Source organism: Gottfriedia sp. OAE603 (assembly GCF_040543965.1).
GTDB lineage: Bacteria > Bacillota > Bacilli > Bacillales > Bacillaceae_G > Gottfriedia > Gottfriedia solisilvae.
The window spans coordinates 3,592,790-3,616,428 of the sequence record NZ_JBEUNN010000001.1 but is presented as its reverse complement, the minus strand read 5'-3'; the positions used below and the strand labels follow the sequence as shown (position 1 = coordinate 3,616,428).

The window sequence follows — 23,639 nt, the reverse complement described above, 5'->3', positions numbered from 1 at the left end:
GTGGTAATACTTGAGAGTAACTAGGATATTATTTTACGTTATTGGGTTATTAATTTTGACATTGGGAATTAGTTTAGCAATTACAGCAGGAAAAGGGGCAAGTGCTTGGGATGCATTAGCAGTAGGTGAATCGACAACTTTTGGGTTAACAGTTGGTACATGGATTATTATTAATTCGTCTATTCTTTTATTTGTAAATGCTTTTTTACAAAAGAAGAGACCTGATTGGCTAGCTGCAATCACATTTATTTTAATTGGTAGGTTTCTTGATTTATGGTTATATATTGATCTGGAGCATATATTTGCTGCAAATACATATACAAGATATTTACAATTAATTTTATCTATTTTCGCTATGACATTAGGTATTGCGATATATTTACAAGCAAAATTTCCTTTAAGTCCGATCGATGATTTAATGATCTCTTTAAATAAACGATTTGGTGTTAGTTTAGGAGTAGCTAAGACAATTGGTGAAGTATTTGCTTTAGTCATTGCGTTTCTGTTACATGGCCCGATTGGAATTGGAACATTATTAATCACGTTTAGTATTGGTCCGATTTTGCAACGAATTAGAATCCCAATCGAAAAACTGTATATAAAACTTACTACGTAAGAACAAATTTTTGACATGTAATTTTGAAGAAGTGAATAATCACAAATACATATATTTACAAAATATGTTCATGCTAAGAATAAATTAATTTCTTTATACCGAAAGGGGCATGAATATGTCTAAATGGATAAAGCCATTCATACTGTTAAATATAGTTTTTTTAGTTATTTTATTAACAAATTTACAACATACTGATGCGGCGAAACGAGAAGTAAATGTCCCAGGTTCTGCTGCAAATGTGTCGAAAGAAAATACTTATCCAAATCCTTCTCAAGATTTACCAGAGTTACAACCAGGAGAATTTGCTAAGCAATTACTTAAATCCTCCAATGTAAAAATTGAAAATCCAAATCTGATTCGTATGTTTAATGAATCTTCAGTCGGAAGAGCTCCGTTTGCAGTTGGATATAATGCAAAGATTTTTTTAGGAGTATGGCCATTAAATTATGAATCAAAAGAAACAACTGTAAATTGGCAGTACAAAAAAATAAATACGAATTATCTTGATAATCGTGGCGAAAAAAACTATAAGCGCGTTAAATATTATCAAAACGCTCAACATGTTATTCGTGGAGGCTTAACTGCAAAAGTACGTGATTCAGACGATGTCATCAATTTAATGATGCATAGAGCTTCAGAAAAAACTACGCTACCTTTGGCGTTTCAAACGGTGATTGGCGCTGGGACAAAGAACGAAAGAGTGTATAATGTGCCACCAAAACAACTTGGTTATTTATACACATATGCTCCAGCTGTAAATGAAAAAGGTAAAGTAACCTTTGGAGAAGTTTACTTAATTTTAAAAGGGAACAAAAAAACACTTCAAGTTAAAAATGTAGTTTCTCAAGGAATCGGTGCATGGATTCCAGTACAAGATTATGTTTCGTTTGGATATATTGCAACGTCTCAGCCAAAGTAAAATATAGATCATAAAAAAGAAGGGCAGGCTTACTACTTTATAGTTTAAGTTTGTTCTTTTTTAGTTTTAATTGGGAGAGTGTAAAAAATGAAATACATTTTATCTTCGGTCCAATGGACACTTTTTATATTAGCAGGAAGTATTGTTGCTCCTATTTCAATTGCCTCCATGTACGGGTTAAACGGAATAGAAACAGTTGAATATGTACAAAGAACACTATTTGTTCTGGGGATTGCTGGGATATTACAAGCATGGAAAGGTCACAGATTACCGATTCAAGAAGGTCCAGCAGGGTTATGGTGGAGTGTAATCACACTATATGCAGGTCTAGGGGTTATTTTATACGGGTCACATATTGAAACACTTCAAGTTATACAATTTGCATTTTTATTAAGCGGTTTGATTTTCCTACTATTAGGCTTTTTAGGTTCTATTCAAAAAATCGCTAATTTGATAACACCTGTCGTTGTCAGTACATATTTAATTTTACTTGTGGCTCAGTTAAGTGGTTCATTCATAAAAGGTATGTATGGATTAAGTAGAGTGAACAGCTCAGTTAATTTAAAAGTATTGGGTTTGTCAGCTTTTATCGTTATTCTTTCAATCTTTTTATCAAAACACCCGAAGCTTGGTCAGTTTTCAATCCTGATTAGTTTAATTTTAGGTTGGGTATTATTTTATGTATTCGACGTTTCAAATTCGATTCAGCATGTGGATTCTATTTTCAAAGTACCAGAAATATTTGCGTTTGGAAAACCAACTTTTAAAGGAAACATGATTGTATTAATCATTGTCATTACTTTTTTATTGTTAGCAAATATGTTGGCTTCCATTAAGGTTGTACAAATTGTGATGAAAAAGCAAGGTGTTAGCTTTAAAGAAGATATATACAATTCATCTGGTAAAATGGCAGGGGTGATCCATCTGTTAGGGGGCTTATTTTCTGCTATTGGTGCAGTTCCGATTTCAGGTACTGCGGGTTTTATTGAAAACACTAAATTAACAAAAAAAATGCCGTTTATTTATGGGTCCATTATCATCATTATCATCAGTCTAATTTCTCCTCTTACCGCTTTTGTATCTTCAATTCCAGAAGCAGTTGGATATGCAGCAATTTTCCCTGTGTTTTCAAGCATTTTGACTTTAGCCTTTAATGAGTTAAACGCTATTGAAAATAAAAAGATTGCTTATGAAATTGTAAGTGTTTCTGTTTTTATTGGCATTGGGGCAATGTTTGTACCATTAGATTCATTCGCGTCTCTATCGCCAACTTTAGCTTCAATCTTTAGTAATGGATTGGTTTTTGGGACGATTATTGCATTGATTTTTGAGCAATTACAAAAATTAAAAATAAAAAGATAACAAAGATTCTTAACGCTAAACAAAAAGATCCCTTTTAAGTAGTGGAAACACATTCTACCAAAAGGAATCTTTTTTCATTATTTAGATAGCTTTGTCTTTTTAATTGTAAAATCTGTATTTGGATAATAGCTATTTTTTACAAGAATATTAGGTCCAAGACATTGAACAGCTGGGCAGTGACAACTTAATTCAGCAGCAGTTTTTGAGGCTGACCAAGTATCATATGCTTGTTGTAATGTATTTTCTTGTATGTTTCCTAAGTGAGGCACATCACCAAAGTCAGTTACGATAATGCTACCATCAAATATATTTACATTTAATCGTGAGCGTCCATCAGGGTCATTACGTAATGTAACATTTTTACTAGAATATAGTTTCTGGATGATTTCTAAATCTTGTTGGTTATCACTACATGGATAAAAAGGTAATGTTCCAAAAAGCATCCACGTATCTTGGTCGCGTACATTTAATAATGTTGAAATTGCTTCTCGAAGTTCCTCTTTAGTTAGTACTTCTAAGTTACTTGCAAAATCGCTTGGATACATAGGGTGTACTTCATGACGTTGGCATTTCATCTCTTCTACAATTTGACGATGAATTTTTTCTAAATAAGGAAGTGTACGTTTATTTAACATTGTTTCAGCGGAAACCATTACGCCTGCTTCAACTAGGCGTCGGCTATTTTCAATCATATTATCAAATAGTTTTGCACGTTGTTCGTAAGTAGGTTTACGTTCCATCATAGCAAATCCTGCTTCTACAAATTCGTCAACTGTTCCCCAGTTATGTGAAATATGTAATACGTCTAAGTAAGGAATTATTTTTTCATAACGTCCAAAATCTAATGTAAGATTTGAATTAATCTGTGTGCGAACACCACGTTCATGAGCATACTTTAATAATGGTACAACATAGTTATCAACCATTTTATTTGAAAGCATCGGCTCTCCACCAGTAATACTAATACAACGTAAATGCTCAATTTCATCTAAACGATGTAGTATTAAATCGATGGGTAATGCATTAGGATCCTTTGGTTGTAATGTATATCCTACTGCACAATGCTCACATCTCATATTGCAGATGGTTGTGGTTGTAAATTCTACATTTGTTAGTATGTTTTTCCCATACTCTTCTACATCCATATATGCTTCCCAAGGATCATAAATAGGTGTAATTTGTTGCAATACATTTTTCATAAAAAAACTCCTTCAGGTGCTTTTGCACCTATCAGTGATAAATAGTATAAATTGATTTTTCCTCAACTATTATAAGTAAGAAAAGTGAGGATTGTATAGAAATAAATTTAAAAAAATGTCGAAATGCTACGATATATAGACAGAGAAGGGTATAATAAGTTGTAAAATGTAAAAGAGGAGTGTAGATTCGTGGCAAACTCAGTTGAGCAATTATCATACATTAAAGAACGTTTTCATTCAGTTATGGAAACAATTGAATCGTTAGAAGCAGAAGAAATTAGTTTAGATGAATTAGACCAATTATTATCAGTGTTAGATGATATTGAGAGTAAATGTCGTGAAGTGAATCAAGTAGATTAAAGTCCATATCAATGGGCTTTTTTTCATGAATGGAACGTTTTATACAACCGTTTATAAGAAATTGTATTATAATGAAAAGGGGAAAATTCTTTCTTTTTTATAAAGGGTTGAGGGGGAGCAGTATGCAACAGTTACAAGAAAGTATATATCAGTTAATTGTCGAAACATCAACGAACCTACCGAAGGATGTGCGTAAAGCCATTCGACAAGCAAAAGCTAATGAAAGTGCTGGTACAAGAAGTGCCATCGCATTGGAAACGATTACAAATAATATTATGATGGCTGAGGGTGACGTTTCACCGATTTGTCAGGATACAGGTATGCCTACATTTAAAGTGAAAACTCCAGTTGGTGTAAACCAACTTGAAATAAAAAAAGCGATCTTTGCAGCAATGGAACAAGCGACAAAAGACGGAAAGCTTCGTCCAAATTCAGTTGATTCGTTGTTTGGTAAAAACAGTGGAAATAATTTAGGACCAGGCACACCTGTTATTAAATTCGAACAACATGAAAATGATTATATTGATATTCGCTTAATCTTAAAAGGGGGCGGATGTGAAAATAAAAACATTCAATACAGTCTTCCTTGTGAATTAGAAGGTCTTGGTAAAGCAGGTCGTGATTTAGATGGAATTCGTAAATGTATTCTGCACAGTGTATATCAAGCACAAGGACAAGGCTGTAGTGCAGGATTTATTGGAGTAGGGATCGGTGGAGACCGTACGAGCGGGTACGAACTTGCGAAGGATCAACTCTTCCGTTTAACTGATGACGTGAATCCAATTGAAGAGCTTAAAGCAATGGAAGAATATATTTTAGAAAATGCAAATAAGCTTGGTGTCGGAACGATGGGCTTTGGTGGGGAAACTACTTTATTAGGTTGTAAAATTGGTGTAATCAACCGTCTACCTGCAAGTTTCTTTGTATCTGTAGCATATAATTGTTGGGCTTTCCGTCGTTTAGGTATGAAAATTAATGCGGAGTCTGGTGAAATTTCAGAATGGATTTATCGTGATGGAGAAGAAATAAGCTTTACTAATGAGGCGAATGAATCAGGTGAACAGCCACGTGAAGTGAAACTAGTGGCTCCGATTACTGAAGAACAAATTCGTGAGCTTCGAGTTGGCGATGTAGTTTCTATTAGTGGCATGATGTACACTGGCCGTGACGCAATTCATCATCATTTAAATGACCATGATTCTCCAGTAGATTTAAATGGTCAAATTATCTATCACTGTGGACCTGTAGTTGTAAAAGACACAGACGGAAATTATCAAATTAAAGCTGCAGGACCAACAACAAGTATTCGTGAGGAGCCATATCAAGGTGATATCATGAAAAAATTTGGCATTCGTGCAGTAATTGGTAAAGGTGGTATGGGTGCAAAAACATTAAAAGCATTAGGAGAGCATGGTGGTGTTTATCTAAATGCAATTGGTGGAGCAGCGCAATATTACGCACAATGTATTAAAGAAGTAAAAGGTGTCGACTTACTAGAATTTGGTATTCCAGAGGCAATGTGGCATCTTCAAGTTGAAGACTTTAAAGCGGTTGTAACAATGGATTCTCATGGAAATTCATTGCATCAAGAAGTTGATCAAGATTCTCTTCAAAAGTTAGCAACTATGGCTGAAAAAGTATTTTAATAAATATTGATAAAAAGCAATGTTATTCGATCGAATAACATTGCTTTTTTGTATTGGTAGAGACTAAGAAATAGCATCTATTTAGTTTTCAAAGATAAAAAGTTTATTTCTTTCATATTTCTAACGTATTTACAAATACTACAAAAAAGTGAGGTGAATGAATTGAGAAAGTTGGTTAGCTATGTTGCTTTAAGTATCGCTTTTTTCTTGGTAACACCACTATCGACGTTTGCATATAGTAATACGCCACAGCATTGGGGAATAGCTCGTACAAAGAATGAGGTACCTCCAGATGCCGGAGCAGCATTTAATAAGATGCTAGAAAACACCGGCTCGGTCTATTTAGGCAATACATCTAAAAAGGATATTTATTTAACTTTTGATAATGGATATGAAAATGGTTTTACACCAAAATTTTTAGATGTGTTGAAAAAGCATGATGTACCAGCAACATTTTTTATTACAGGTCATTATATTAAAACAAATCCGGAATTAGTCAAGCGGATGGTGAATGAAGGTCATATTGTCGGTAATCATTCATGGAGTCACCCTGATATGACAACAATTAGTGATGATAAGATTCTGCAGGAATTAGAACAGGTGAAAATGGCATATCAAGAATTAACTGGACGAGACGATATGAAATATTTCCGTCCTGCCCGAGGCATTTTTAGTGAACGTACACTAGCAGTTGTTAACAAAGCAGGGTATGATAATATATTTTGGTCTCTTGCTTATGTAGATTGGAAAATCGATCAACAACGTGGATGGAAATATGCTTATGATAATGTAATGAAGCTCATTCATCCAGGAGCAGTAATCTTAATGCATACTGTATCTAAGGATAACGCAGAAGCAATGGATGAAGTTATCACCGCCTTACATAAAAGAGGCTACACTTTTAGAAGTTTGGATGATTTAATGATGGAACGAAGCGGATTTAATCCATATTTTTATGTTCCAAAATAAGTCATTATATAAAAAACATATCATCTAATACATTCCCTTAAATCCCAAAAAAGCTTGGTTAGTCCCCAAGCTTTTTTTGTCGTTCAATTAGATATTGCATTCTCTAGTTTTTTTATTAGTTTTTTATTTATACTGAAATTTCTTCGATTGTTCAGCTTGTGCTATAATACTCAACAGAGTATTAAAGGAGGAAACGGAATATGTGGAAGGAAGAGGTAGCATTAAAAACACCGTATCAATGGGATGAAGTTCTAAAAAGATTAGAACATGAGCCTACTTTCTCAGTCCATTCGGCAGAGAAACGCTTGAGTATTCCTTTGTATATTGACGGTGATTATGCAGTTGTAAAGGTTAAAAGGATAAGTGATGATCCAGTATTGTTTGAAATAAATAGTGGGCACCATAATAAAGAAAAAATTCTTGAAGAAGTTTATACTATTTTGCAATTGGAAACTCAATTTGAAGAATTACACCATCATTTAAGTCAGACTACCATTTCACCTCTTATAGACCAATTCGCACACACACCAATTACCGTTTCTAATGATCCTTTTGCATGTTTGATTTCGTGTATTATTCATCAACAAATTCAACGAAGCTTTGCGATACAAGTAACAAAGAGATTTGTTCGAATGTATGGAGAGCGAGTTGAAAATGCTTGGTTTTTTCCTTCTCCAGAAAAAATTGCATCTTTAACACTCGAAGAATTAAGGGATTTGCAGCTCAGCGTTCGAAAAGCTGAATATATGATCGGAATCGCAAAAGCCTGGAGTGAGGGAACTTTAAGGCATGAAGAATATAGAGATCTACCATCTGAAGAAATTGGAAAAGAGTTACTTAAACTAAAAGGAGTCGGACCATGGACGGTCGAAAACTTTCTCCTATTTGGTTTAGGTAGAAAAGACATTTTTCCAGTTGGAGATGTAGGTATTCAAATAGCACTTCAAAAACTGTTAAATTTAGATGAAAAACCTTCTAAAGAGATAATGGAATATGTAAAAGAGCAAGCTTCACCGTATGGAAGCTATGCAGCACTGTATCTTTGGAAGAGCATAGAATAATGGAGTTGTAAACAATGAGTAATCAATTAACAAATAAATTAGAGGTTGGACAAAGCTTCCCAATTACAATTAAACGGATTGGTATTAATGGGGAAGGTGTTGGATATTTCAAGCGACAAGTTGTTTTCATCAAAGGTGCTTTACCAGGTGAAGAAGTAGTTGCTGAAGTAACAAATGTACGAAATGGTTTTGCAGAGGGTAAAATTCAAAGAATACGAAAAGCATCAGCTGATCGAGTAGAACCGACTTGTAAAATTTATGATAAATGTGGTGGATGTCAAATTCAACATGCTTCATATGAAGGTCAGCTTGGATATAAAAAAGACATCGTCGTTCAAGCGATGGAAAAGTACGCGAAGGATTTATTAGAAAAAACACCAATTAGAGAAACAATTGGAATGGATCATCCATGGAATTACCGTAACAAAAGCCAGCTTCAAACAGGACTGGAAAAAAACAAAATCATTGCTGGATTGTATTCTCAAAACTCGCATAATGTTGTAGACATCGGCCATTGCCCAATTCAACATGAAGATTTAAATAAAGTAACTGGAAAAGTGAAGAAAATCTTAACGCGATTAAATATTCCGGTTTATAATGAACGAAAAAATAAAGGTGTAATACGTACGATTGTAGCTAGAGTTGGATTGCGTACTGGTCAAATTCAATTAGTTTTAGTTACTGGCGCAAAGGAATTTCCTCAAAAAGCTGAATTAATTAGTGAAATTAAAAAGAGAATGCCAGAAGTAACAAGCTTAATGCAAAATATTAACAATCAAATGACTTCAGTTATTTTTGGACGTGAAACTGTTTATTTAGCAGGAGAAGAAGTCATCGAAGAAAAACTTGGTGATCTATCATTCGAACTATCAGCTAGAGCATTTTTCCAGTTGAATCCAGAACAAACTGTAAAACTATACGATGAAGTGAAAAAAGCAGCGGCTTTAACCGGATCAGAAAAAGTAGTAGACGCTTATTGTGGCGTAGGAACAATTGGACTATGGCTAGCAAAAGACGCAAAAGAAATTCGCGGAATGGATATCACAAAAGAAGCCATCATTGATGCGAAACAAAATGCCTTAAGCCACGGCTATACAAATACGCATTACGAAGCTGGACATGCAGAACAAGTTTTACCGAAATGGTTAAGAGAAGGATGGAAACCAGATGTAATCATAACTGATCCGCCTAGAACTGGCTGTGATGAAGAATTTTTAAAGACGGTATTAAAGATACAACCTAAGAAACTCGTTTACGTATCTTGTAATCCTTCAACGTTAGCTAGAGATTTAAAGGTGTTAAGTTCAGCATATGAAGTGAAATATTTACAGCCTGTTGATATGTTTCCGCACACTAGTCATGTAGAATGTGTAGCTCAACTTGTTTTAAAGTAAGGCAGCAAGCCCTTATGGGCGCTGCCTTTTATTTCATTAATAAAGGATCTAGCAGTGATACTGTACCACTAATACTAGTAATATGACTATAACGTATGGGGAATGAAAGTGGAGGAAACACTTTCATTAATTGACAATTGATATACAACTAATTAATCAGTTAAAAAATAGTTAGAAACATAAATTTCTTACTTTATTACTTTTGGAATAAGAGGATAACTTGGTATCCCAAAATGAGAGGATTTGAATGTAAATATGAGTAGTAATTTTTGGCGTGATTTACCACGACCTTTTTTTGTACTGGCGCCAATGGAAGATGTAACGGATGTTGTTTTTCGTCATGTAGTGAGTGAAGCAGCCAGACCCGATGTGTTTTTTACAGAGTTTACAAATAGTGAGAGTTATTGCCACCCAGAGGGGAAACAAAGCGTGCGTGGGCGTTTGACTTTTACAGAAGATGAACAACCAATGGTAGCCCACATATGGGGAGATAAACCTGAATTCTTTAGGCAAATGAGTATTGGTATGGCGGAACTTGGATTTCGAGGATTGGATATCAATATGGGCTGTCCTGTACCTAATGTGACACAGCATGGGAAGGGAAGCGGCTTGATCCGTCGTCCAGAACTTGCAGCTGAATTAATACAAGCAGCAAAAGCAGGTGGATTGCCTGTAAGTGTAAAGACTAGGCTTGGTTTCAGTGAGGTAGACGAATGGCGCGACTGGTTAACTCACATATTGAAACAAGACATTGCCAATCTTTCCATTCATCTGCGTACAAGAGATGAAATGAGCAAAGTGGATGCTCACTGGGAACTAATCCCGGAGATAAAGAAACTTCGTGACCAAGTGGCACCAAATACACTATTGACGATCAATGGGGATATTCCTGACCGTCAAACTGGCTTAAAGCTTGCTGAACAATATGGTATAGATGGGGTTATGATTGGACGTGGTATTTTCCATAATCCATTTGCCTTTGAAAAGGAGCCAAAGGATCATAGTAGTAAGGAATTGCTCGATCTCTTAAGATTGCATCTAGATCTACATGATCAATATTCAAATTTGGTACAGCGTTCGTTCAAGGCTCTTCATCGCTTTTTTAAGATATATGTCCGTGGATTTCGAGGGGCAAGTGAACTAAGAAATCAATTAATGAACACAGAGACAACTGACGAAGTGCGTGCAATGTTGGACCAATTTGAGTCAAAGAATCTTGATGGCAAAGAAGAACAGTAAATAGAAATGGGCAATGAATCGATTTAAGATTCATTGCCCATTTTCATTGCCTGTTGCGGTTACTCGACGTTTTATACAAGAAGGATTTTTTGGAGCGTAAGCAGAACTTGAAGAATTCAAAAAACAAAATGGTAATATAACTCTTTACAGTTTCTAGTGCAAATTTTTACCTGATGGAGGCGGCTTATGGTAGACAGCAAGTAATCGCGCACAACTATTAGCATCTGAACAGTATCGTGCGATTACCGGAGAAGTTATTTCTAGTGATGGTAGTTTTTCAGTTCGATGACTTGGTTAAGTGTATCGGGTGGAATAATGCTGCTTTGAAAGATGTAGTGATTGATTTTAAAAGAGTCTATCGATATACTATTGCTAAAATTCTAAAAATATATTATATTTAATATGGATATAGGGTCAATGCTCTATTCTAAATCAAAAAATGTATTAATAAATTCATATTTTTCGGTAACGAATTCTAGAATAGTATGCTAGATTTTAAAGCCACAGTAAGAAGTAGGATTAATCTGCTCTTATTGTGGCTTTTTTTATGTCATTTAAATAAAAAGAGGGGGGCTTCCTTATCGATACGCATGGAATCGACCGGAAAAGTGTTCTTTTAAACGAATTTAGAGATACAAAAATGGATAAGGGCTTCTCCATCTTATCTAAAAATCATGACGCATATTTATTAATTGATTTACTAGGGAATATTGAATTTGCCAGTGAAAATTGTGAACAACTTTTGGGCTATTCAAGTATAAATTTACAACAATCATCATTACATAAGCTATTTGTAACAGAGTTTTTAGATCAAACACATACCTTTTTTAAATGTAGAGCTCAGGAGAAACTCGATAATTTTGATGCTCAGTTACAAGGAAAAGAAGGAAGGATTATTGATGTTAATATTACTGCTATGCCTATTTATTTTGAAAAGGATATTATCGGTTCGTATCTTGTCCTAAAAGATATTACGTTTATAAAGAAACATAAACTTTCAATTGAACGTGAAAAAGAGTATCATACCCTAATTAATAAATTATCTCGTTTGTCTGAAAAACACGCGATTGCTGGTCAGTTAGCTGCTGGAATTGCCCATGAGATACGAAATCCAATTACAGCCATTAAAGGATTCTTACAATTATTAATGGGAGAAAACGATGGTAATAAATTCTATTATGATATTATTTTTTCTGAGATAGATCGAATTGAAGTCATCTTAAAAGAATTGATGGTGCTTGCTAAACCAACAAAGCAAAAATATGAAAAAATACATCTTCAAGATATATTAGAGCATGTAATTACATTAATGGTTCCTCAAGCTAACTTAAACAATATTCAAATAGAAAAAGAGTTCAATTTTACAACTACGTGTATCCTAGGTGACAGTAATCAATTAAAACAAGTTTTTATTAATTATATAAAAAATGCGATTGAGGCGATGCTTGATGGGGGAGTTTTGCGAATAAATGGAAGCATCATTGATAGTAGACAAGTTAATATCAGCATCATTGATCAAGGACCCGGTATTCCACTAGAGATATTTAAACAAATAGGCCAGCCTTTTTTTTCAACAAAAGAAAATGGAACAGGGCTTGGCATGTTAGTCAGTCGACAGATAATTAAAGAACACAAAGGAGATATAAACATAGAAAGCGATGCAAAAGGATCCTCCGTCCATGTGAAATTGCCTGTATGTTCGTATTGAATCGCTAGTATTTCATATTTTTTCATTTAAAATTGTTGTTATCCATGTAGTATGGTGGTAATATATTATTTGTCTAATGTCTTGCAGTCATTAGTCATTTAATTCTGTAAATATGATGATTTTAAATAAAATAAACGTTAAATAAATGTAATGGTAAATGGTGGAAACTATTTTTTTAGTCGTCTGAACTGTGGCCTAACTTCCTTTTTGTGAAGTTAGGCCTTTTTATTTTTTATTAGGAGGATTTGAATGGTTGCAACACAAGAAGATTTGGTGTCTCTTAGCAGTATTTTTAGTAAAATCATAAAGCGGGGATTTGGAAAAGGTCCAGAAACTTGTTATGCGGTTTTACGAGCAAACAGATTATATGTTTATATTGGTAACTTTATGACACCTTCTGAGGAAATTTTAACAAACAAACAAGAATATAACTTAGTAACGAAATACAGGTCCACAGTCATTACAACCTTGTCAGAAGAATTATTAAGGGAGGCATCAGACATATTAGAAAATTCCTTTGAAACCCTCTATCAAGACTGGAACTATCATTCTAATTCAGGTATCTTACTATTAGTGAATAATAGTTTTAATCCAGATGTTAAGATAGAAGACAGTTTTGAGAGAAAGTTATTTCAATTAGTTCGACAGGTGGGCTCAAAGTTTCATAAAATTCCAGGAGAGCTTAAGGTCGTTAAGTATACTCAAAATATCTGTGCGATAGAATCTAAAGGCGTCATGAATCCACTAGATTATTTGCTAGTTGAGAAGGGTAAGTCTGAATTAATATTTACCAATGCTAGGGAGATAAAAAAAGGGTATTATCAGCATCGAGAATTATTTGAAGAAATGTTTAATCGAACGATAGAAGATTTATTTATGATGTGGGATCCTAATAGAAATAGAAGTTATTTAATATTCATATTTAACAAAGGATATACTAATTAAAGAAATAAAGATGATACTGCTCGGGCAAGCTAATGTCAGGCAGTATTTTTTTGCCTTTGTCGAAAGTGAGGTTGAAGCATTGATGTCATTATCACCACTGCAACAAAAGTTAATGGATATAAGTAGCTTAACTAGTAAATTATTAAGAAAAAATTTTGGGCGAGGACCTGTATCCTGTTTTGCTTTTGCAAATGACAGGTTTCTTGTTTTTTACATACGTGGATTTATGTCTCCATTAGAATCTACTTTGCTTGAGCACGGAAATGGTGATAATGTTGATATTTCGCGTTCTATCGTCATGAATACGGTAATTAATCAATTAAAGGGGATTCTTGAATTGGAATTTGAACAGGATATTGCATCCTTCTATCATGATTGGAACTATTCTCAAAATACAGGTATGATTACTGTCGAATTTGAAAACAAAATTACTCAGATTGTTGACCCAAATCAAAGTGCAAATATTGATTTGAACCCTTTAATCAATGAAGTTGATAGAATTAGTTTTTTAGTACAAAAAAAACCTGAAAAAACAGAAGCCTACTTTATTTCACCAAAGATTTACTTAGTAAAACGAGATGGAATTTTAGTAAGAATTGAAAAGGCGTTGATTGCGAAGGGGTTTGAACAGACTCTGATGGTCACTAAGGATGAACTTGAAAAGTCATATCTACACCGTGATGGTCGCTTTGAAGAGATTTTTAACGACTCAGTTGTAGATATTTTTGTGGACTGGGACTTTAATGAGGATAAAAGCATTATTTGTTTTGTTCTAAAGTAATGCATAAAAGAGTATAAAGCGAAATGCAGTAAAAAGGAATTCTATTAATATACTCACAATACCATCATCTTGAATTTCTTGGCTACAAAATGACATGCCTTATACTCCAACGTTTTTGACCCAGCAATTTTCTTTACTTCACCTTAGGGGATTGAATAGAGAAAGTTAACAAAGTATATAACTCGTTCGTTATTGATTAGAAAGAGTAGAAATAGAATAGAAATGATGAAACCAAATCTTAGAGTGATTTGGTTTTTTAGTTTGTTGATAAAATTGGGTTTGAATTTATGTAGTGTGTGGTGCTTATCTTTCTTGAACTTTTTAAGCTTTGATTTTAAAGGAGAATGAAAATTTATATAAAATCTACTATATAAGGGAGGCGTCAATATGAAAAGGTGTAAAGTCATTCTAACTGGAATCATCTGTTCTTTAAGTTTATTTGGCTGTGACGATACGGAAACTAAAACTGTAACCACTAAAAATCCAAATGCAGAAGAAATTTTACGTCTTGATCGACATGCTGACATATTTCAATGGAAAAAGGTAATTTATCAAACCAATATTGATTGGGTAAATGAACTTAAATTGACAAAGAACAAATCAGTAGGAAAAATTACCTCAGTATCTACAAGCGTTTCATATAAATCATTTAAAAATGGAATGGCAAACAACTTACCAATAGGAGCAAAAATATACAGCGCTAAAGAGAGAGAAGATATATTGATTGTTGAATTCAATGGAAGAGTCAGTTATTACTTAGCTCTTGTGGAAGGTTAGAGAAGAAAGTAAAAAGGAATTGTATTAAATGGAAATTAAAAGTCTTGTTTTATATATAGTGGGAATAGAGTACTTTCTTCTTTCTGAATACGGTTTTTCTAATTTTAAAATAGATAGTTTTTCAAGAAGTCAATTGGAACGGAAGGTGCTCGACTCCTGTGGGAGTAGCAGGACAGCTGAGACCCCACAGGCGCATTGCGCCGAGGAGGCTCAGCGCACGCCCCACGGAAAGCGGAAAGCGAGCATCCTGGAGTGGAAATTGACAAACTTCCTTACCGAAAAGTCTTACGAGATAGTTCTTATTGTTTATGCTCAAAAAAGAAAGTTCTAGTCTCTCGAGTGAGATGGAATTTTTTTTTGCGTAATGAAATTCACCTAAAAATAATACAGGGCATACAATAATTGGGCACAGAAACATAGATGTATTTTATAAGAGGAAGTGATTAACATTTATTCATCAGTAAACTCAATTCCAAGAAGTATGGGATATTCTTATTCAAACCCTCAATATCAAAGAGTTTATCCGACTCGTCATAATAATAGTGTAAATAACTCAATTAGAGTAACTGGTAAGGGAGAAGTTACTGTAAAGCCTAACCAGTCGTCTCTATTATTAGGTGTTATAGTCGATGATATGAAAGTACAAAATGCCCAACAACAGAATGCTGTCATTTCAAATCAAATCATTGAAGCACTAAAAAACATAGGAATCAATCAGCAGGATATTGAAACTTCTTCATATTCAATCGATCGTATTGTTGATTTTCAAGATTCACAAGAAATATTCCGTGGATATCGTGTAAGCCATATTTTCAAGGTTATTGTTAAAGACATTGCTAGTGTAGGAAAAGTGATTGATGTTGCGACAGAAAATGGGGCAAATGTTGTGAGGAATGTATCTTTTGAAGTTTCAGATCCAGAACCTTACTATGTTGAGGCTCTGCAAAAAGCAACATTAAATGCAAAAAGCAAAGCGGAAAGTATCGCTAAGTCACTAGGTTTAACCATCAATAGCGTTCCGGAATGGATAGTTGAAGAAAGTGTTCAATTACTGAGACCACAATACTCAATGCAAACAGCTGTATTGAGTGCATCGACGACTCCTATTCAGGAAGGTCAAATCAAAATTTCTGCATCGGTTCAAGCGTTGTTTAATTATATAAGTTTCTAGTGGAGATATATTTAAAATCTAAACAGCATGTTAGTTTCAGAAATGACACACTAATTATCGTTTAAAAAGAGAAAAGGGAAGGATGAACTCAGCCAACCAAACCTTTTCTCTTATATTGTGGTTTAAATTTATGTTTTTTAAAAGAAGGAAACACTTCGAAAAGAGAGAACTCAATTTGAATATAGAACGACGTGAGGTAGCTTCTAATAATGTAATGTCTTTCCTCGTCTAAAACAATTATGACATTTCTATTTCTTAATCATATAAATATTAAAAAGGGCTTATCAGTTAAAAGTGTGGACAAGTAGCATAATAGGGGGGAAGAAATGTACAAGAAGCTGGGAATCGCAATTATTCATGGAATGGGGAATCAGAAGCAGGACTTCGCTGATGAAATGATCGTCTTGATTAAAAATAAATTCGCCCAAAAATTAGAATGTATCATATCAGACCCTTCCTCCTATCTAGTATTTCAACCTATACAATGGTCATCCGTTTTTGAGGAAAGGGAGGATAAATTGTATAAAAATGTAGTTTTGGCGAACGATTTAGATTTTAAGGGACTAAGAAAGTTCACTATACAATATGTAGGTGATGTTATTGCATACCAACAAGTAGAGACTTCTAGACAAAACTATGAAAGAGTACATGAATTAATCGGTAAACATTTAAATATAATCTCAAGTAAAGCTGGAAATGATGTTCCTTTATGCGTCATTTCACATAGCTTAGGTTCAGTTATTGCAAGTAATTATTTCTATGATCTGCAATATAAAAGAAATAGTGTATCGTGCATTGTCAATGAATCCTCACCTTTGGAAAAAGGACAAACTTTAACCTTATTTTATTCTTTGGGGACTGCGCTGCCACTTTGGAGTTTGCGGTATCATAATTTTAACCGCCCGATCAATATTCCTTCAAGAGAGCTTCAACAATACTATCCTGGTTTGAAGGGTGAGTGGATTAATTTTTATGATAAAGATGATGTGTTAGGATATCCTTTAAGAGACGTTGATCAAACCTATCGTGATGCTGTTACTGAAGATAGACAAGTTAATATTGGTGGACTATTGACTAGTTGGAATCCATTCTGCCATACAGGATATTTTAAAGATATGGTAGTTATTGAAGAAATTGTAGATGGATTAGTTCGAACCTGGAAACAGGTTAATAATATGGAGAAGAATTGAATTACTATATAAAACTTGCCATTTTTCCAAAGATAAAATATTAATTTTGGTGACGGATTGGGTTCAGAGGGAGAATAAATAGTAGATACTTTAGAGATGTCATTCGCATCTCTTTTTTTTGTATTGCTATTTCATTCTGCATAAGATCTGATCTTTCAGGCGTGTTTGAAATGTTAGAACCTATTTATCAGACACATTTATATGAATGTGTTTAGTAAACAACAAATCTACCAAATTTGATTATTGAACAGAAAAGGATACAATTGTAAAATTTGTAATGTAAAATAAAAAAAGGAGTGTTCTTTTTTTTTGCAAAAAAGATGGAAAAATTTGTTTGAAAAATAACTATCATTCCTTTCGAGTGCTTTCGATTCAATAACAATGTGCTTCTTTTTATATAAAAGAAAATTTTCGAGAGGTGCATAAAAAAGAAAATTAGAAATATCATTATCTTGGAATTTACTAGTTTAGTAACGAAAAGAAATGATTAATATGGATTCAGTGAAGGGAGAGCCTAAATGAAATTGCATATTGGCGAGTGGATATCATTTCATCAATTACAACATTTCGTACGGATACATGAAAACCTAGGTGTTCTAATCGCTTTTCTGATTCCATTTGTGGATTCTTTTTTGGGAATTATTCCACTTGGAGCAATATGCGCCACTAACGTTAATATTTTTGGGTTTTGGACGGGATTTTTAGCAACATACGTGGGTAGTGTTTTAGGTACTACTGGAATGTATTTCTTATTAAAAAAGACTGGTGCAAGGTGGATTGACAGCTTTATTCCTCAGAAAAAGAAAGAAAATACTAGCATGGGATGGTTGAATAATAGTGGATTTGGTCCAGTATTCCTCTGGTTTTGTATCCCATTTTGCCCTTCTTTTATCACTAATATTTTTGCATCCATGTCTAAAATCAGACCAATTTTTTATATATCTGGTTTTACTATGGGTAAACTGGTTGCATTGTTGCTCATTAGTTTCATTGGGCAAGATTTAGATGATTTCATTGAAGAACCTATGGAAACGATTTTAGTTTTGCTTGCTATTTTAATTCTTTGGTTTGTTGGTAAAAAGGTTGAAAAGAAATTTATGACACAGCGGGCTAATAATGAGTAAAATGACAAACGCGGCTTTAATTTAAGAAAAGATGAAAAGACATTGCCCCTTGAGCAATGTCTTTTTCTTTTGATAAAAACTGTTCTTTTTTTAGTTTTTCCCTAGTTTATGAACCCAGTTACTTATCGTAAGTATTTATTTTTCACCTATATTTAAAGGTAGTGTGGTGGAACATTTAATTTCTCTTAAAGCTAAACTAGTTTGAATTCTAGTGATGCCAAGTTTGTTTAGTTTTCGAACAAAGCCCTCCAAGCCTTTTCGATCTTTATTGGCGACTTTTAATAAATAGTCATACTCCCCAGTTAATAAGTGGCACTCCAATACTTCGGGCATCGCTTCTAATGTTTTTTCCAGAACAGCTAATTCATCTGCTTGATGGATATTTGTGTTAATAAAAATAAAACAAAGTAAATCAAAACCAAGCTTTTCTTGATTTAAGATAGCGACTTGTTGTTTTATATATCCTTCACTTTCTAGTCTCTTTACTCTTGCATGTGTTGCAGGTGGCGACAAATTAACATACTTTGCAAGTTCAGTATTGCTAGTTTGTGATACCGTTTGTAGCTTATCCAATATTTTTAAATCCACTTCATCTAACACTTTACTTTGGAAAGTTTCCACCTTCATCAACTCCATTTCAATTATTCCGTCATCGGCTCGATTTTTATATAAATAATTAATTTTATTCAATAATAACATATCTAAACTTTATTTTATTTTGATTTTTTACCATTATACAAAACAATTCAAGTGTGATGATAAAATTATGTAAAGATTGTAACTAAAAGATTAAGTTTCATTTAGGTTAAATGAATTATAGATAAAGAATTTGAGTGGAGGAATGGGATGTGCCGATATTTTATATGGTTTTGTTGTTATTAACTAGTTTAATATGGGGAGGAAATTTTGTAGTTGGAAAAACACTTGTTGGTCATGCTTCTCCTATGACTTTAACAACTTTAAGATGGGCAATTGCAATTTTGTTTCTTTTACCATTGGTATTGTGGAAAGAAAAGAAGTTCTTTCCTCCGCGTAAGGCTATCCTTCCATTAATTATAATGGGAATTACAGGTGTTGCACTTTTTAATCTTTTTCAATTTTGGGCTCTGGAAAAGACATCTGCGACTAATGTAGGGTTGATCTCAACCTTAAATGCAATCTCAATCGCCATTTTTTCATCCGTATTTTTAAAAGAGAGATTAAATGTATTACAACTATTTTCTATGCTTTTATCATTTTTTGGAGTAGTACTTGTTCTGACAAAAGGTGATATAAATTTAATATTTTCATTGAAGTTTAATGTAGGTGACGTGTTTATGCTCATCGCAGTGTGTATTTGGGGATTATACTCAGTTTGTAGTAGATGGGCAACTAAAATCGTATCGCCGATCATGGCTACTTTTTATTCAGGGCTATTTGGATTGATCATTCTTATTCCTTTTAATCTTAGTGATTTCACGATTACAAAAGTTGATACTGCATTTGTTGGATCTATTCTATATACAGGAGTAATCTCGACAGTCCTATGCATGATTTTTTGGAATATTGGTGTTCAAAAAATAGGTGCAACCACAGCGGGTATTTTTTTAAACTTCAATCCAATTTTCACTGCCATTTTAGCGTTTTTCATATTAGATGAAAAACTGTCCTGGATTCAAGGGATTGGTAGTGTTATCGTAATTATAGGATGTTATTTATTCACATACTTTAAAACTCATAGGATTTTAAAAAATAAAATCGTTTTAAAGGATGCAGTGTTATAAACCCAGATGAGTTATTTTTGGTATTAGAGGGTGTATGATTAATAGATTTTAAGGATAAAGTGACCGCAATTGTATAACCTAATGAAACTTTATTAACCCAGCATTAGTTATTCATAGAACAATAGTAAAGCAACGAGCAGTCTATCTTTGTATTGAAGATAAGGATGCTCATACAGAAATAGTAGAATAGTTCTTTAACTTACTGGTAATAAATGATTGTAGAATAAGGTAATAACGGTTACTAAAGGTGATGTCATGATACATACTTACTTAGGTGAATCAATTAGTTTTGAAATCAATTTCAAAAAGCGTAAATCTATCGGGATTTATATAGATATTTATGGGAATGTTGAAGTTCGTGCGCCAAAAGGGACAATAGAAGAGAGCGTAATTAAATTAATAGAAGAAAAATGGGCATGGATTTTAGAAAGTTCAAAAGAGATGAAGGATCGTTTCGAAGGACCTCAAAAGAAAGAATATGAGTATGGTGAAAAGTTTCTTTATTTAGGAAATAGCTATCCAATTCAAATTTTTCAACACGAAACCAATGGTCAAGACTACGTAAAGTTTGAAGACGGTACGTTACGAATATTTGTGAAGGAACTTGAAGATGAAAAAATTAAGCAAGCTCTGAAACGATTTTATTATCAGCAGTGTAAAACATTAGTAGAAAGTGGCATCAAGTTTTATCAAAGTAATTTTAAAGTAAAGCCTTCTGCTATTCGTATCACTGATAGTAAAAAAAATTGGGGAACATGTGATTCGAATCGCCAATTAACATTTAATTGGAGGCTTGCAATGGCACCCCAAAATGTGATTGAATATGTAATCGTTCATGAAATGTGCCATATGGTTCATATGAATCATGACAGATCTTTTTGGAGACTTGTGGGTAAAATAATACCGGATTATAAAGAACGTGAATATTGGCTAGCGATCTCAAATTGGAAAATGACTGTTTAGCGCCTATTTACAAAAAAATAGAAAAGTGAGATAATATAAAAAATTTCGAGGTGGGAAGTAAGTTTATGGAACCAACAAATTGCTAATATTAATTTATTTAAAAATTAATATGAATTTTGTAATGAGTGGAAATTAGCCTGTTTATATAGGTTTATTTGTTATGCTCTTTATGGAATTAAGGCAATTTAGAAGATAACTTACTTACTAAAATCGAGATTATAATTTTATGAGATATTTCTATTTAGAAATGTCTAATCAGGAACGATATATAAGCCTGGTCTATAGTATACGGCATCAGTGTGTGCTTTTTTATGCGCACGTGATTTGCTAAAATACTGTGAAAAAAATTATATTCATGAGAATGTTAAGACTGTAAGAAGTAATCCTCTTCTTATGGTCTTTTTTGCTTTGAAAATTGAATAGTAATGAAGTTCTTCTTTATCTTGTCCATAAAAGGCGTAACAAGATTATGGATGAAAGAAGGAATTTTGTATGTTTGAATTAAAATTAAATGGAATAAAAAAATTTATGGATGCTACACTTGTTCTTAAAAATATAAGTTTTGAAGCCTATGAAGGAGATAAGATTGGAATCGTAGGGGTAAATGGAAGCGGTAAGAGTACAATTCTGAAATTAATCGCAGGAATTGAACCCATGCATTACTATCCTGGATATCCTCAAACCTCGAGTTATGGATACGATGAAGGATTAATAAACATGTCTAGGGGCGCCACATGTGCTTACCTTGAACAAATGCCGGTTTATCCTCAAGGTTTAAAAGTAGTTGATGTATTGAACTTAGCGTTTGAAGAAGTTGATTCAATTGAGTTACAAATGCGTGAATTGGAAGAAAAGATGCGGAATTTGGAAGATGTAGCTTTGGAAAAAGCCCTAAATAAATATAGTGACTTAGTTCAGCTGTTTGAGATTAAGGGCGGATATGAACGAGAAGAAAAATTAAGCAAGGTTAGCACAGGTCTGAAATTCGGTGAAAGCTTTTTAAATAAAAATTTTGATTTATTAAGTGGTGGAGAAAAAACGACAGTAGTGCTTGGGAAGCTCTTAATTAATGTTCCTGATATTTTATTACTTGATGAACCAACAAATCATTTGGATATGGATTCAATCGAATGGCTTGAGGGGTATCTAAAGAACTATAAAGGAATCGTACTAATCGTTTCGCATGATCGATATTTTCTTGATAATGTAGTAAATAAAATTGTAGAAGTCGAGGACATGGAAACCATTTCCTATAAGGGGAATTATTCATCCTTTGTTAGTCAAAAAGAGGAAAATATGAGGATTCAATTTGAGCATTTTAGAGAACAACAAAAAAAGATTAACGCCATGGAAAAGACTGTAACAGATTTAAGAGACTGGGCTATGAGAGCTGATAATAACAAGTTCTTTAAAAGAGCTGCCAGTATACAAAAGAAACTCGATAAAATCGACAGAATTGACAAACCGGTATTTGAAAAGAAAAATATGAAATTAGATTTTAAAGCAACGGAACGATCAGGAAAGGAGACAATTAAAGCGATAGGGTTATCAAAAAGCTATGAAGATAAAGTCATCTTTAAGGATACAAATTTAATGGTTCAATTTGGTGAAAGAGTTGGACTCATCGGATCAAATGGAAGTGGAAAAACAACATTTTTACGGATGCTTTTAGGTGAAGAGCAACCTGATACTGGTGTTGTGGAGTTAGGTGCGAATGTTAAGGTGGCATATTTACCACAGAAAATAACGTTTAAAAATGAAGAATTCACTGTACTTGAATGCTTTCGAGAAGATAATTCAATCGTCGAAGGTAAAGCAAGAGAGTATCTATCAAAATTCATGTTCTATAAGAAAAGTGTCTTCAAGAAAGTAAAGAACTTATCTGGCGGTGAAAGAATTAGGTTAAAGCTTGCAATGCTGCTTTTTCATGATATAAATTTACTAATACTTGATGAACCTACCAATCACTTGGATATAAAATCAATCGAAACATTTGAAGAAGCACTTGAGGATTTTAAAGGAACGATATTTTTTATTTCACATGATCGCTATTTTATTAACAAAATCGGAGACCGAGTGATAGCTGTTGAGAGCAATACTTTTAAAAGCTATCTTGGGAACTACGATGATTATAGAAATGAAAAGGAACAATTAATACAGCAGGTACAAGAGACAAAAGAGTCACAAAAAAATAATGATAAAAACAAGAAACCCATAATTCATCATAAACCAATTAAAGATGAAGTAGTCGAGGCTAAAACTTTAGCTAAAATTGAAAGACTTGAATCGAAAATTAAAGAATTAGATTTAGCAATGTTAGCTGAGCAAATGGATTATGAAGAGCTTAATAAGCTTTTTTGTAGAAGACAGGATTTAAATGATGAATTAGATTCAATTATGGACTTGTGGTTGTATAGGTCATGTGAATGAAAATTGAAATGTAGGATTTAAT

General features: G+C 33.4%; 21 protein-coding genes. 19 read left to right on the top strand and 2 right to left on the bottom strand.

Features of this window, described 5'->3' with window-relative positions; genetic code table 11:
- The first annotated feature begins 10 nt into the window (after positions 1-10).
- The 3 genes from ABID96_RS18355 to ABID96_RS18345 all read left to right on the top strand — a co-directional run bounded on the left by ABID96_RS18355 (position 11) and on the right by ABID96_RS18345 (position 2,897).
- Positions 11-616, top strand: coding sequence for a YczE/YyaS/YitT family protein (locus tag ABID96_RS18355; RefSeq protein ID WP_192603865.1), 606 nt, complete (start codon positions 11-13; stop codon positions 614-616).
- Positions 617-731: 115 nt separating this feature from the next.
- Complete coding sequence (locus tag ABID96_RS18350; protein ID WP_192603866.1) at positions 732-1,535, top strand: YfkD family protein; 804 nt, start codon at positions 732-734, stop codon at positions 1,533-1,535.
- Between the two features lie 87 nt (positions 1,536-1,622).
- Positions 1,623-2,897 carry a purine/pyrimidine permease gene (locus tag ABID96_RS18345; protein ID WP_192603867.1) on the top strand — a complete coding sequence of 425 codons (1,275 nt, stop codon included), beginning with the start codon at positions 1,623-1,625 and terminating at the stop codon, positions 2,895-2,897.
- A gap of 77 nt (positions 2,898-2,974) precedes the next feature.
- Here ABID96_RS18345 and yfkAB read toward each other — a convergent pair whose 3' ends face one another.
- Complete coding sequence (yfkAB, locus tag ABID96_RS18340) at positions 2,975-4,096, bottom strand: radical SAM/CxCxxxxC motif protein YfkAB (RefSeq protein WP_192603868.1); 1,122 nt, start codon at positions 4,094-4,096, stop codon at positions 2,975-2,977.
- Positions 4,097-4,285: 189 nt separating this feature from the next.
- Between yfkAB and ABID96_RS18335 the strand changes: the two genes are divergently transcribed.
- The 13 genes from ABID96_RS18335 to ABID96_RS18275 all read left to right on the top strand — a co-directional run bounded on the left by ABID96_RS18335 (position 4,286) and on the right by ABID96_RS18275 (position 18,461).
- Positions 4,286-4,456, top strand: coding sequence for an SE1561 family protein (locus ABID96_RS18335; protein WP_088002123.1), 171 nt, complete (start codon positions 4,286-4,288; stop codon positions 4,454-4,456).
- Between the two features lie 122 nt (positions 4,457-4,578).
- Positions 4,579-6,102 (top strand): fumarate hydratase, encoded by a 1,524-nt coding sequence (locus ABID96_RS18330; RefSeq protein WP_192603869.1) that lies wholly within the window; start codon positions 4,579-4,581, stop codon positions 6,100-6,102.
- 162 nt (positions 6,103-6,264) lie between these two features.
- Positions 6,265-7,071: a delta-lactam-biosynthetic de-N-acetylase gene (pdaA, locus tag ABID96_RS18325; RefSeq protein WP_377896988.1), complete on the top strand. Its 807-nt coding sequence runs from the start codon at positions 6,265-6,267 to the stop codon at positions 7,069-7,071.
- A gap of 200 nt (positions 7,072-7,271) precedes the next feature.
- A complete protein-coding gene (locus ABID96_RS18320) occupies positions 7,272-8,132 on the top strand; it encodes a DNA-3-methyladenine glycosylase family protein (RefSeq protein WP_192603870.1) in 861 nt (286 codons plus the stop codon).
- Between the two features lie 14 nt (positions 8,133-8,146).
- Entirely contained in the window at positions 8,147-9,526 is a 1,380-nt protein-coding gene (gene rlmD / locus ABID96_RS18315) for a 23S rRNA (uracil(1939)-C(5))-methyltransferase RlmD (RefSeq protein ID WP_192603871.1), read from the top strand.
- Between the two features lie 255 nt (positions 9,527-9,781).
- Entirely contained in the window at positions 9,782-10,765 is a 984-nt protein-coding gene (locus ABID96_RS18310; RefSeq protein ID WP_192603872.1) for a tRNA dihydrouridine synthase, read from the top strand.
- A gap of 640 nt (positions 10,766-11,405) precedes the next feature.
- Complete coding sequence (locus ABID96_RS18305; protein WP_192603873.1) at positions 11,406-12,473, top strand: ATP-binding protein; 1,068 nt, start codon at positions 11,406-11,408, stop codon at positions 12,471-12,473.
- A 249-nt stretch (positions 12,474-12,722) separates the two neighbouring features.
- Positions 12,723-13,418 (top strand): Na-translocating system protein MpsC family protein, encoded by a 696-nt coding sequence (locus tag ABID96_RS18300; RefSeq protein ID WP_192603874.1) that lies wholly within the window; start codon positions 12,723-12,725, stop codon positions 13,416-13,418.
- 82 nt (positions 13,419-13,500) lie between these two features.
- On the top strand, positions 13,501-14,199 hold the full coding sequence (locus tag ABID96_RS18295) for a Na-translocating system protein MpsC family protein (protein ID WP_192603985.1): 699 nt from the start codon (positions 13,501-13,503) through the stop codon (positions 14,197-14,199).
- A 387-nt stretch (positions 14,200-14,586) separates the two neighbouring features.
- Positions 14,587-14,976, top strand: a complete 390-nt coding sequence (locus ABID96_RS18290) for a hypothetical protein (protein WP_192603875.1) — start codon at positions 14,587-14,589, stop codon at positions 14,974-14,976.
- A gap of 439 nt (positions 14,977-15,415) precedes the next feature.
- Positions 15,416-16,147, top strand: coding sequence for an SIMPL domain-containing protein (locus ABID96_RS18285; RefSeq protein WP_192603876.1), 732 nt, complete (start codon positions 15,416-15,418; stop codon positions 16,145-16,147).
- Positions 16,148-16,473: 326 nt separating this feature from the next.
- Positions 16,474-17,337 (top strand): PGAP1-like alpha/beta domain-containing protein, encoded by an 864-nt coding sequence (locus ABID96_RS18280; protein ID WP_192603877.1) that lies wholly within the window; start codon positions 16,474-16,476, stop codon positions 17,335-17,337.
- Positions 17,338-17,855: 518 nt separating this feature from the next.
- A complete protein-coding gene (locus tag ABID96_RS18275; protein ID WP_192603878.1) occupies positions 17,856-18,461 on the top strand; it encodes a TVP38/TMEM64 family protein in 606 nt (201 codons plus the stop codon).
- Between the two features lie 135 nt (positions 18,462-18,596).
- Here the strand turns inward: ABID96_RS18275 and ABID96_RS18270 are convergent, their stop codons facing one another.
- Positions 18,597-19,088: an Lrp/AsnC family transcriptional regulator gene (locus ABID96_RS18270; protein WP_483301381.1), complete on the bottom strand. Its 492-nt coding sequence runs from the start codon at positions 19,086-19,088 to the stop codon at positions 18,597-18,599.
- A 236-nt stretch (positions 19,089-19,324) separates the two neighbouring features.
- Between ABID96_RS18270 and ABID96_RS18265 the strand changes: the two genes are divergently transcribed.
- From ABID96_RS18265 to abc-f, 3 genes are all read left to right on the top strand, one after another.
- Positions 19,325-20,224, top strand: a complete 900-nt coding sequence (locus ABID96_RS18265) for a DMT family transporter (protein WP_192603986.1) — start codon at positions 19,325-19,327, stop codon at positions 20,222-20,224.
- Between the two features lie 255 nt (positions 20,225-20,479).
- Positions 20,480-21,187, top strand: a complete 708-nt coding sequence (locus ABID96_RS18260) for a M48 family metallopeptidase (RefSeq protein ID WP_192603879.1) — start codon at positions 20,480-20,482, stop codon at positions 21,185-21,187.
- Positions 21,188-21,679: 492 nt separating this feature from the next.
- Complete coding sequence (gene abc-f, locus ABID96_RS18255) at positions 21,680-23,617, top strand: ribosomal protection-like ABC-F family protein (RefSeq protein WP_192603880.1); 1,938 nt, start codon at positions 21,680-21,682, stop codon at positions 23,615-23,617.
- The last annotated feature ends 22 nt before the right edge of the window (positions 23,618-23,639 follow it).

Excerpts from the sequence above, each read along its gene's own strand:
- ABID96_RS18350 (WP_192603866.1), top strand. The coding sequence starts at position 732 with ATGTCTAAATGGATAAAGCCATTCATACTGTTAAATATAGTTTTTTTA.
- ABID96_RS18290 (WP_192603875.1), top strand. The coding sequence starts at position 14,587 with ATGAAAAGGTGTAAAGTCATTCTAACTGGAATCATCTGTTCTTTAAGT.
- rlmD (WP_192603871.1), top strand. The coding sequence starts at position 8,147 with ATGAGTAATCAATTAACAAATAAATTAGAGGTTGGACAAAGCTTCCCA.
- ABID96_RS18295 (WP_192603985.1), top strand. The coding sequence starts at position 13,501 with ATGTCATTATCACCACTGCAACAAAAGTTAATGGATATAAGTAGCTTA.
- ABID96_RS18260 (WP_192603879.1), top strand. The coding sequence starts at position 20,480 with ATGATACATACTTACTTAGGTGAATCAATTAGTTTTGAAATCAATTTC.
- ABID96_RS18270 (WP_483301381.1), bottom strand. The coding sequence starts at position 19,088 with ATGAAGGTGGAAACTTTCCAAAGTAAAGTGTTAGATGAAGTGGATTTA.
- yfkAB (WP_192603868.1), bottom strand. The coding sequence starts at position 4,096 with ATGAAAAATGTATTGCAACAAATTACACCTATTTATGATCCTTGGGAA.
- ABID96_RS18265 (WP_192603986.1), top strand. The coding sequence starts at position 19,325 with ATGGTTTTGTTGTTATTAACTAGTTTAATATGGGGAGGAAATTTTGTA.
- ABID96_RS18330 (WP_192603869.1), top strand. The coding sequence starts at position 4,579 with ATGCAACAGTTACAAGAAAGTATATATCAGTTAATTGTCGAAACATCA.
- ABID96_RS18280 (WP_192603877.1), top strand. The coding sequence starts at position 16,474 with ATGTACAAGAAGCTGGGAATCGCAATTATTCATGGAATGGGGAATCAG.
- ABID96_RS18310 (WP_192603872.1), top strand. The coding sequence starts at position 9,782 with ATGAGTAGTAATTTTTGGCGTGATTTACCACGACCTTTTTTTGTACTG.
- ABID96_RS18275 (WP_192603878.1), top strand. The coding sequence starts at position 17,856 with ATGAAATTGCATATTGGCGAGTGGATATCATTTCATCAATTACAACAT.
- ABID96_RS18345 (WP_192603867.1), top strand. The coding sequence starts at position 1,623 with ATGAAATACATTTTATCTTCGGTCCAATGGACACTTTTTATATTAGCA.
- ABID96_RS18320 (WP_192603870.1), top strand. The coding sequence starts at position 7,272 with ATGTGGAAGGAAGAGGTAGCATTAAAAACACCGTATCAATGGGATGAA.
- ABID96_RS18305 (WP_192603873.1), top strand. The coding sequence starts at position 11,406 with ATGGATAAGGGCTTCTCCATCTTATCTAAAAATCATGACGCATATTTA.
- abc-f (WP_192603880.1), top strand. The coding sequence starts at position 21,680 with ATGTTTGAATTAAAATTAAATGGAATAAAAAAATTTATGGATGCTACA.
- ABID96_RS18300 (WP_192603874.1), top strand. The coding sequence starts at position 12,723 with ATGGTTGCAACACAAGAAGATTTGGTGTCTCTTAGCAGTATTTTTAGT.